Below are 9631 nucleotides of genomic sequence, written 5' to 3'. Positions count from 1 at the left end.
GATTAACAGGTTCCCAGCCGAAAGTCCGATTAAACCGCCGAAAGTCACTAATAAACGCGACTGTAGTACTAGGCCGGTGCCTGCTACGTGCCGGCAAGGCCGGTGGTGGCTACGCCCCTGATGATCTGCCGCTGGAAGAAAAGGAAGACGACGATCAGCGGCAGTGCGGCCAGCAGCGCGGACGCCATGTTCTGGGCGTACTGGATGCCGTAGGCGCTCTTGATGGTCTGCAGGCCCACGGGCAGGGTGAGCAGCGAGCTCTCGTTGGTGGCAATGAACGGCCAGAGGAAGTTGTTCCAGGCCCCGATGAACACGAAGATGGCGACGGCGGCCAGGATGGGCCGGGACAGGGGCAGCACGATCGTGGTGAAGATCCGCAGCCGTCCGGCGCCGTCCATCAGCGCGGCTTCCTCGAGTTCCCGCGGAATCTGGTCGAAGAATTTCTTGAGTACGAACACCATGGGCGAGTGGATCACCTGCGGCAGGATCAGCGCCCAGTAGGTGTCGATCAGGTTCAGGGACTGCATCTGTTGGAACAGCGGGATGATGAGGACCGGCGGCGGGATGATGATGGAGGCCACGATCACGCCCATCAGCATCCTCTTGCCGCGGAAGTCGATCCGCGAAATGGCGTAGGCGACGGACGCGGAAATCACCAGGGTGATGGCAGTAATGGCCGCTGACGTGAACAGCGAGTTGAGCGTCCAGGTGGGGATATTGCCGCTCTGCAGCACTTTGGCAAAGGCATCGAAGGTGAAGCCCGACGCCGGTATCCAGCTGATGGGGGTGGACGCGGCGTCGGTTTCGCTCTTCAGCGCGGTGACGGTGGCCCAGGCAAAGGGCACCAGCCACGCAACGGCGAGGACAGACACGACGACGGTGGCCAGGATGCGGGACAGCGGCGTCTTCGCACGCCGGTTGGCAACGGTTTCGGCGTACCCCTTGGGCTGGAGCGCGGGTTTGGAAAGTGTGGTGGTGGCCATGGCTAGGCGCTCCTTTTCCGTGTGATGAAGACCTGCGCCAGCGCGATGAGCAGGATCAGGCCGAAGAAGATGTAGGAAATGGCTGCGGAGTAGCCCAGCCGGTAGCCCGTGAAGCCAGCCTCGAAGATGTACTGCACGATGGAACGGGTTGCTCCGCCCGGCCCGCCTTCGGTCATCTGGTAAATCTGGTCAAAGACCTTCAGGGAAGCGAGGATCTGCAGGATCACGATCATCACGGTGGTGGGGCCCAGCTGGGGAAGGCTGATGGAGAAGAACTGGCGCCAGCCCCCGGCACCGTCGAGCGAGGCCGCTTCATAGTGCTGCTGCGGAATGTTCTGCAGTGCAGCCAGGTAGAGGAGGAAGTTGAAGCCGATGGTCCACCACACCGTGGCGATCACCACGGCCCACATCGCCACCGCGGGATCGTTCAGCCACGCCACCGGCGGAATGCCGAGATTTGCGAGCATGTCATTGAACAGCCCGAGCTCGGGGTTGTACATCCAGGCGAAGAACAGTGAGACCACGGTGGAGGCGAGCAGGAACGGGGAGAAGAAGGAGAGCCGCCATAGCCACTGCGCCGGAAGGCCCATGTTGACCAGTGCTGCCAGCGCCAGGGCGATGACCACCAGCGGGACGGTGCTGATCAGCGTGAAGTACAGCGTGTTCCCCAGCGAGCGCCACATGTCCGAGTCGGCGAACGCCTCGCTGTAGTTGGCCAGGCCGATGAACCCGCTGTTGGCGCCCGTGAGGGACTTTCCGGTGAGGCTCATAACGGCCCCGGAAATCATGGGCCAGACCAGGAACATCAGGAAGAAGGCCAGGAAGGGGGCCGAGAAGGCCCAGCCGTGGAGGTTGTCGCGCCGGGAACGCAGCGATTTCGCCGCGGGCGCAGGTTTTACCGCGGGCGCTGGTTTTGCCGGGGGCGCTGTGGTGCGGGCAGTGCTCATGAGGACTCCTTTGTCACGGACTTTGTCACGGGCGGGTCAATGTTCAGGCGGGATTCTGCAGAGGATTCGGCGGCCATGCCGGATGCCGTCCTCACACCGGGTTCGGCATTGCGAGGACGGTGTTGATGCGCTTCATAAACGCGTCCCAGCCGTCGGCGGCCTTGTCCCGTCCGAGGAACACGTTCTGGACGTTCTCGGCGAAGTAGCCTTGGAAATCGGATCCCGAGCCGGTGAACCAGGCCACGGGGTCGTAGTTGATGATGTCCGCCGCCTGGGCATAGTCCGCCTGCGGCTTCAGTGCCGCGTACTCCTTGGACTTCACCACCGGCTGGTAGGCCGGGATGTGTCCGGCCTCGGCCCAGCTCAGGGAACCCTTGAGCATGGACGCCACGAACTGGTAGACGCCGCGGCGCTTGGTTTCGTCCAGCCGGGCCTGGTGCGGCAGCACGAACGAGTGCGAGTCGGCGAAGGCGGCCGGCGTTCCAAAGAGGGTGGGGATGGTGCTGGCACCGAACGGAACTCCTGCCGTTTTCATGGTGGGCAACTCCCACACACCGGTGAAGAGCAGCCCCGACCCCGAGCCGGCGAACTCCGCGATGGCTGTCCCGCCGTCGCCGCTTTTCGTGGAGATGGTGTTATCCAGCAGGGACGTGATGAACTCCAGGCAGTCGATGGCCACGTCCCGCTCCACCTGGGCGGGCCTGCCCGGCTCCAGCACGAAGTCCGCGCCGTGTTGGCGGTAGAGCGTGTAGAACAGCCGCCACATCTGCGCGCCGTCGCCCAGATACCCGTAGGAGAGCCCGTGCTTGCCGGTGACGCGCTGCAGTTCGCGGCTTACTTCCAGGAACTGCGACGGCGAGGAGATCTCCGCCAGCCGGCCGTCCTTCCCCAGGACGCCGGCCTTGTCCGCAACTTCGGTGTTGTAGAGCATCACGAACGGGTGCGAGTCCAGTGCCAGCGAAAATACCTGGCCGTTGAACTGGCTCTTCTCCCAGATTCTGGGTCCGAATTCCTCCGGGCGCACGCCGAACTCCGCCAGCAGGTCCAGGTCCCACGCATCCAGCAGTCCGCCGGGAGCGTAGCCCGGCACCCTGGCCGCATGCATCACGGCAACCTCCGGAGGCCGTCCGCCGGCGGAGGCCATGGCCAGCTTGGTGTAATACGGCGCACCCCACGCCAGCACGGTCGGCTTGACCCTGTAGTCGGGGTGGTCCGCGTTGACCTTGTCGATCATGGCCATCATCTTGATGCCGTCTCCGCCGGAGAGCAGGTGCCAGAAGCGGATGTCGTTGCCCGCTGCCTGGGCCGCGCCGCCGCAGCCCGTCAGGCTCGCTCCGAGGGTAAGGCTGCCTGCGAGCACACCGCCTCCGAGTAGCAATTGCCTGCGGGTCATCTGCATCGGGCGTGAATCAACTTGCTTCACCGTCACTCCTTTGGACGTAGCCGTTGGTAAAAAATTCGCCGACTGTCCGGCTGCTTCGGGCCCGTGGGGGCGGGCCGGACAACTGTGGGCTGCAACACACTTTATATCGTTGTAAATGGAGTTACAAGGAAAATTTGTTAGCGCTCACAAATTGAGAGTTGCCATGCTGTTTTTTCGGGTGCGACAGCCGTTATTCGAGTCCGGCTACACCCGCCAGAACCTGCAGGTGGTGCTCGAACAGGGCGTCCTTTGCCGCAAAAGTACCCTCCCCGTACTGGCCGAAAACCTCGAAGCTGATGGCACCGAAAAGCGAAGTCCAGACCAGCGCACCGCGCGCCAGCAGTCCGTCGGGAAGCGCCAGCCCGAGCTCTTCCCGGATGGCTGCCAGGTCGCCCGCCAGCTGCGCCGGCACCGCAGCCGCAGACGGCCCCGCCAGAGGCTCAGGCTCGGCGCGCAGGGCGCCGGCCCGCCAGGCGGCGTCGACAATGGCCGTCAGGCTGCGGATCACCCTGGTCCCGGGACCGGTTGTCCGTTCCGCCGGCGCCCGGTACCCGGGCACCGGACTGCCGAACAGCAGGGCGTAACGGGCGGGTTCACGGACGGCCCAGCCGCGGACGGCGCGCCCCAGGGCCCGGAACCGTCCGGCGAAATCCGCTTCGGGCACGCGGGCGACGGCGGCCTCCACCTCGTCGCCCAGCTCGCCGTACGCGTCGATCAGCAGCAGGGTCAGGAGCTCGTCCCGGTTTTGCACGTACCGGTACACGGCCGAGGACACCACTCCGAGGTCCCGGGCCACTGCCCGCAGCGACAGGGCAGCCGCGCCGTGGACGGCCAGGTGTTCGCGGCCCAGCCGGACAATGTCGGCGGTGGTCTGCGCACGGGCACGCTCCCGCGGCGTGCGCGGCGCGCGGGGTGCAGGGGCGGAGTCATTGTTGGCCGGCATGCCTCCAGCATTCCACGCTTCAGAGCACTGTCAACAATTGAGAGCAGTGCTCTTGACTTTGGAACACCCGCCGAGCATCCTTATTTCGAGAGCGGCGCTCTCTCAGATTCCAGAGCAGACTGAAGATCCCGAGGAAAGGGAATCCAATGCCCGAACTTTTTGTGGTCACCGGCGCCGGCCCGGTGGGCTGGACCGTTGCGGAGCAGCTTGCGGCCCAGGGTATGCGCGTGCGGGTGCTGACGCGCTCCGGCAGCGGCCCGGAGCACCCCCTCATCGAGAGGATGTCTGTGGACGTCGCCCATCCGGCACTGCTGGACGGGGCGTTCGCCGGGGCGGCCGCCGTCTTCCACTGCATCCATGGATCCGCCTACGCTGCGGACGCATGGCAGCGGGAGCTCCCCCGGGCCGAGGAGGCCGTGCTGGCGGCGGCCGGCGAGGCGGGCGCCGTCGTCGTATTTCCTGAAAGCCTGTACTCCTACAGCCGGCCCGGCACCGTCATGGCGGAGGACAGCCCCCGCGAGGCGCAGGGCGGAAAGCGCGGAGTCCGGACGGCGCTGCTGAAGGCGCGCGCAGCCTCCCCCGCGAATACTGTCAGCGTGGTGGCGGGCGATTTCTTCGGCCCGCGCGTGCGGAACTCCCACGCCGGCGAACGCATCGTGCCGGCGGTGCTGGCCGGAAAGCGGCTGCTGGTGATCGGCAGCGCGGACCAGCCGCATTCCTTCACGTACGTGCCGGACCTTGCCGCGGCCATGATCCGTGCCGCGCAGACGCCGGCTTTGTGGAACCGGGTGTGGCACGCGCCCACGGGCCCGGCAGTCACCCAGCGCAGGCTTGCGGCGGCCTTCGCGGAAGCCGGCGGGGTGCCCGCTCCCAAAATGGGCGCAGTGCCGGGCTGGGCCCTCCGGGCCATCGGATTGTTCTCCGGCGGCACCCGCGAGCTGGCCGAGATGCTGTACCAGTTCGAGCGGCCGTTCGTCATGGATTCGCACGCCAGCGAGGCCGCCCTGGGCCTGCATCCGACCCCGCTGCCGGAAGCCGCAGCCGCCACCGTGGCCTGGTGGCGGGCGCAGGGGTGACGATTCAGCCGTCACGCACAGCAGGCTTTTGGCCGACCGCGAAGTGTGCGGCCGCGTAGATTCGCGGCCGCACCCTTCGCGGAGTCCCGATAATGTGCGTGGCGTGACGCGTACGCCCCGCTAACTGCGCGCGGCACCCTCCAGGTCCGTATCCAGGCTGCCCTCGGCATCACGCGGGCCAGCGGATGCCCGACCGCCGTCGTCCAGCCGCCCCAGTTTGCTGGGCCACCAGATCCGTCCGCCCAGGTCGTAGGCAAGCGCCGGGACCAGCAGCGAGCGGACCAGAACGGTGTCCAGCAGGACCCCGAAGGCCACGATGAAGGCGAGCTGGACCAGGAACATGATGGGGATGACGCCCAGCGCGGCGAAGGTGGCGGCGAGGACCACGCCTGCGGACGTAATGACGCCGCCGGTCACGCCGAGTCCCCGCAGGATCCCGGGCCTGGTGCCGTGCTTGAGGGACTCCTCCCGCACCCTGCTCATCAGGAAGATGTTGTAGTCCACGCCCAGGGCCACCAGGAACACGAAGCCGAACAGCGGCACCGTCGCATCGGCCCCCGGGAACCCGAAGAGGTTGTTGAACACCAGGGCCGAAACGCCCATGGCGGCGGCGTAGGAAAGCACCACCGAGGCCACCAGCAGGACCGGGGCCAGGACGGAGCGCAGCAGCAGCATGAGGATCAGCAGGATGACGGCGAGGACCACGGGGATGATGACGATCAGGTCGCGCTGGGCCGTGGTGTTGGTGTCCAGCGCGGTGGCCGTGACGCCGCCCACCAGGGCGGAGTCGTCGATCTTCTTCAAATCCTCGCGGAGCTTCACCACGACGTTCTCAGCGTCGCTGGAATCCGCGGCATAGTTCAGGGTGGCGTTGATCAGGACTTTGCCCTCGCGGACATCAGGGTCGCGGGGAGCCCCCGGGGCCCCTGTGACCGGCACACTCCCCTCCGCCAGGAGGTAGGCATCGCCGACGCCGTCGGCCGCCTTGGTCTTCTCCAGCACCTCCTGCGCTTTCGCTTCGTCGGCGACGATCACCGCGGGGCTGCCGGAACCGGCGTCGAAATGGCGGGCCAGCGCGTCCTGGCCGTCCACCGCGTTGGAGGCGGTGAGGATAACGTCCGTCTGCGGCACGCCGTTGGCCTTCAGCTGCAGGATGCCAGCGGAGGCCACCAGGAGCAGGAGCACCGAGGCTACCCAGACGGCCCGGGGGCGGCGGGAAACGAGAGAGCCGGTGGCGCGCCACAGGCCCTTCTGGCCTTCGAGGCCGGTGACGAGTTCAGGCTCGCGCTCGGTCTCCGGGATCAGCTTGGGACGGAACGGCCAGAAGGCGGCGCGGCCTAGCAGGGCCATCAGTGCCGGGAGCAGCGTGAGGGCGGCAAAGAGCGAGCACAGGATGCCGGCGGCCGCCACCGGGCCCAGCGCCTTGTTGGAGTTGAGGTCGGAAAAGAGCAGGCACAGCAGGGCGATGATCACCGTGGCGCCGGAGGCCAGGATGGGTTCAAAGGAGGCTTTCCAGGCCGTGAGGACGGCGGACGTGCGGTTGGTGGTGTGGGTTAGCGCTTCGCGGAACCTGGCAACGTACAGCAGCGCGTAGTCCGTCGCGGCACCGATCACCAGGATGGAAAGGATGCCCTGGCTTTGGCCGCTCAGCTGGATCCAGCCCAGCTTGGCCATGCCGAACACCAGCAGGATGGCTGCGCACAGGGCGAACACCGAGGTGAAAAGCACCGCGATGGGCAGGAGCAAGGATCGGTAGACAATCAGCAGGATGATGAACACGGCGGCGAGGGCCACCAGCAGCAGGATCCCGTCGATGCCCGCGAAGGCGCTCACCAGGTCAGCCGTCAGTCCCGCCGGACCGGTGACGAAAGTCTGCATTCCTTCCGGGGCTGACGCCTGAACTTCCTGGCGGAGCTCCTGGACGATTTCCTTGACCTCGCCCGACGAGGATATGGGCACCACGAACTGGACCGCTTCGCCGTCCTCCGACGGGATGGGACCGATGACCGCACTGCCTGCCTGCAGCTCCTCAAGCTTGTCCTTGAGGGCGGCGGCCTCGCCCAGTTGCGCAGGCGTGAAGGCGGAGTCGCTTTCGACGACGATGACGGCCGGGATCTCGTCGGAATCCCGGAACTTTGCCTGCCAGTCCTGGGCTTCGGTGGCTTCGGCACCGGCAGGCAGGAAGGACGCCTGGTCATTGGAGGAGACTTCGTCGAGGCGGCCGAAAGTGGGTCCGCCGACGCCGGCGATGGCCAGCCAGGTGATCACGAGCAGTACGGGGACCAGCCAGCGTAGCCAGAACGGGACGCGCGCGGTGCCGGGATGCCTCTTTTTCATGGGTCCTTCTTGGGGTGGCTCGGAGGAGTAGAATTTACTCCATAGTAGACTATCTCCACCATGGAGATAAGCACTTCGGCACAAATAGTTGCTTGCACCCGTCGGTGAGAGAATTTTGGCTAGGCTGGCGCAGTTGCCAAGCCATCGCAGAAGGAGGGTCGCCGTGTCAGAAGAGTCATCCGAGCGCCCCGAACCGGCCGCGCCCCAGGGCCTTGTCCGGCTGCTGCAGGAGTTCACGCTTGAAGCCAACCGGTATGTGGATTCGGCCGGCGGACGCAATGACATGCACCGGACGGACCTCAATGCCCTGGCGGTGATCATGCGGCATGCCGCCAAGGACCAGATTGTCACCCCCGGCGTACTCCGCAAGGAGCTCAACCTCAGCTCCCCCGCCACCACGGCGCTGATCGACCGGCTGCACGGTTCGGGACACGTGGTGCGCGAACGCCAGGGAGCGGACCGCCGGCAGGTCCAGCTTCGGATGACGTCCAAGGCCTACCGCGACGGCGGCGCCATGTTCCTTCCGCTGGCCCGCCACATGGGCGCCGCGATGGCGGATTTCACCGCGGCGGAGCTGGAGGTGGCTGCCCGCTTCATGGAATCCATGATCGGGGCAACCATCAGCGCAGCACAGGAAGCGGCCGCGCAGGAACCGGCAGGAAACGCGCCCCCGACCACACCGCAGCAGCAGCCAGCAACGCCGGAACCGCCAGCGCCCAGCCGCTGAAAAGCAGGATCAGCAGCATCACCCCGGCAGCGACAATGACGCCGAACCACGCCGGCGTTCCGGACGGCAGCAGCCGGGTGCCCGCCGCGAGCCCGAAGGCCGTCACCGCGGTGAAGCAGGCCGAGGCCGCGCCGATCTGGAACTGCATGCTGGCCAGCCCGGCCACCGCCGCTCCGAAGGACAGGAAGGTCATCCCGGCCAGGACGGCCAGGCTCACGGAGGGCACCTCGCCCGGGCCGCCGCCGCGCGCCATCGCCGGCGGCAGCACGCCGTCGGCCGCCAGCCTGGAACCGAGCCGGCTGGCGCCCGCGATGAACGTGTTGAGCGGGCCGAAGGTCAGCACAGCCGCAGCAACCGCGGTCAGCGGGGCGGCCAGCGGTCCCAGGCCCATTTCGAGCAGGTCGGCCACCGGCACCGCGCTTTTAGGCAGGGCCGGGCCCAGCACGGCCACCGAGGCTGCCACCACCCCGATGTACACCACTCCGACGACGACGAGCGTCAGCCAGGTGGCTCGCCTGAGGTCCCGGCCGGGGTTGCGGAACTCGGCCGCCAGGTGCGTCACTGCCTCCCAGCCGGCGAAGCAGAAGAACAGCAGGCTGGCCACTCCGCCCACGGCCCAGTAGCCGTGCGGCGCGAAGGGTTCAAAATTCTCCGCTTTGGCAAAGGGTGCGGCCACGGCAACGGCGAGCGCCAGCAGCGCCACGAGCAGCACCATCAGCACCAGCTGGAGGCGGCTGGACAGCCTGATTCCGACGGCGTTGCTCGCGAACCCGGCCGCCAGCAGCAGCGCCGCGGCCACGAGCGCAGTTCCGTGGCCGCCGCCCAGTGCATTGGCGATGTAGTTGCCGCCGATCACCGCCGTGGCGGGAGCGCCGAACGGGATGGCGAAGTAGAACAGGTAGCCGGCAACCACCGAGGCGCGGCGACCGAAAGCCCTGGTCACAAAGTGGGCGATCCCGCCGGCGTCGGGCTCCTGCCGGCTCATCTCAGCGAAGCTGAAGGCGACGGGTGTGCAGAACACCAGCAACGCCGCCCAAGCCAGCAGCGAGGCCGGACCCGCCTCCCGGGCGGCGATGGCCGGGAGCACCAGGATGCCCGATCCGAGGATTGCGCCCACGTAGATCCCTGTTGCCCGGAACAGCCCGAGCCCCGCTGAACTGCCGGATTTCTTGTTTCCCACTCCTCCAATGTTCCG

Annotated in this window: 8 protein-coding genes; 2 read left to right on the top strand and 6 right to left on the bottom strand. The window is 67.0% G+C overall.

Annotation, left to right across the window (positions count from 1 at the left end):
* Window positions 1-83: 83 nt before the first annotated feature.
* The 4 genes from PV761_RS20825 to PV761_RS20810 form a co-directional block, all read right to left on the bottom strand.
* A complete protein-coding gene (locus tag PV761_RS20825; RefSeq protein WP_028270899.1) occupies window positions 84-983 on the bottom strand; it encodes a carbohydrate ABC transporter permease in 900 nt (299 codons plus the stop codon).
* A 2-nt stretch (window positions 984-985) separates the two neighbouring features.
* A complete protein-coding gene (locus PV761_RS20820) occupies window positions 986-1930 on the bottom strand; it encodes a sugar ABC transporter permease (protein WP_028270900.1) in 945 nt (314 codons plus the stop codon).
* 91 nt (window positions 1931-2021) lie between these two features.
* Window positions 2022-3353 (bottom strand): extracellular solute-binding protein, encoded by a 1332-nt coding sequence (locus PV761_RS20815; protein ID WP_347899519.1) that lies wholly within the window; start codon window positions 3351-3353, stop codon window positions 2022-2024.
* A 190-nt stretch (window positions 3354-3543) separates the two neighbouring features.
* Window positions 3544-4296: a WHG domain-containing protein gene (locus tag PV761_RS20810; RefSeq protein WP_347899518.1), complete on the bottom strand. Its 753-nt coding sequence runs from the start codon at window positions 4294-4296 to the stop codon at window positions 3544-3546.
* Window positions 4297-4442: 146 nt separating this feature from the next.
* Here PV761_RS20810 and PV761_RS20805 point away from each other — a divergent pair, with 146 nt between their 5' ends.
* Window positions 4443-5372: an NAD-dependent epimerase/dehydratase family protein gene (locus tag PV761_RS20805; RefSeq protein ID WP_347899517.1), complete on the top strand. Its 930-nt coding sequence runs from the start codon at window positions 4443-4445 to the stop codon at window positions 5370-5372.
* A 120-nt stretch (window positions 5373-5492) separates the two neighbouring features.
* Here PV761_RS20805 and PV761_RS20800 read toward each other — a convergent pair whose 3' ends face one another.
* Window positions 5493-7709 carry an efflux RND transporter permease subunit gene (locus PV761_RS20800; RefSeq protein ID WP_347899516.1) on the bottom strand — a complete coding sequence of 739 codons (2217 nt, stop codon included), beginning with the start codon at window positions 7707-7709 and terminating at the stop codon, window positions 5493-5495.
* A gap of 163 nt (window positions 7710-7872) precedes the next feature.
* Here PV761_RS20800 and PV761_RS20795 point away from each other — a divergent pair, with 163 nt between their 5' ends.
* On the top strand, window positions 7873-8436 hold the full coding sequence (locus tag PV761_RS20795; protein WP_347899515.1) for a helix-turn-helix domain-containing protein: 564 nt from the start codon (window positions 7873-7875) through the stop codon (window positions 8434-8436).
* Here PV761_RS20795 and PV761_RS20790 read toward each other — a convergent pair.
* Window positions 8330-9616, bottom strand: a complete 1287-nt coding sequence (locus PV761_RS20790) for an APC family permease (RefSeq protein WP_347899514.1) — start codon at window positions 9614-9616, stop codon at window positions 8330-8332. The two genes, PV761_RS20795 and PV761_RS20790, sit on opposite strands and share 107 nt — an antisense overlap.
* Between the last annotated feature and the right edge of the window lie 15 nt (window positions 9617-9631).

The organism is Arthrobacter sp. CC3, assembly GCF_039907775.1.
In the GTDB taxonomy this organism is placed as follows: Bacteria; Actinomycetota; Actinomycetes; order Actinomycetales; family Micrococcaceae; genus Arthrobacter.
The sequence above is the reverse complement of the archived record's forward strand: the minus strand, read 5'-3'. Positions and strand labels throughout refer to the sequence as shown.

Excerpts from the sequence above, each read along its gene's own strand:
- PV761_RS20820 (WP_028270900.1), bottom strand. The coding sequence starts at position 1,930 with ATGAGCACTGCCCGCACCACAGCGCCCCCGGCAAAACCAGCGCCCGCG.
- PV761_RS20810 (WP_347899518.1), bottom strand. The coding sequence starts at position 4,296 with ATGCCGGCCAACAATGACTCCGCCCCTGCACCCCGCGCGCCGCGCACG.
- PV761_RS20805 (WP_347899517.1), top strand. The coding sequence starts at position 4,443 with ATGCCCGAACTTTTTGTGGTCACCGGCGCCGGCCCGGTGGGCTGGACC.
- PV761_RS20800 (WP_347899516.1), bottom strand. The coding sequence starts at position 7,709 with ATGAAAAAGAGGCATCCCGGCACCGCGCGCGTCCCGTTCTGGCTACGC.
- PV761_RS20825 (WP_028270899.1), bottom strand. The coding sequence starts at position 983 with ATGGCCACCACCACACTTTCCAAACCCGCGCTCCAGCCCAAGGGGTAC.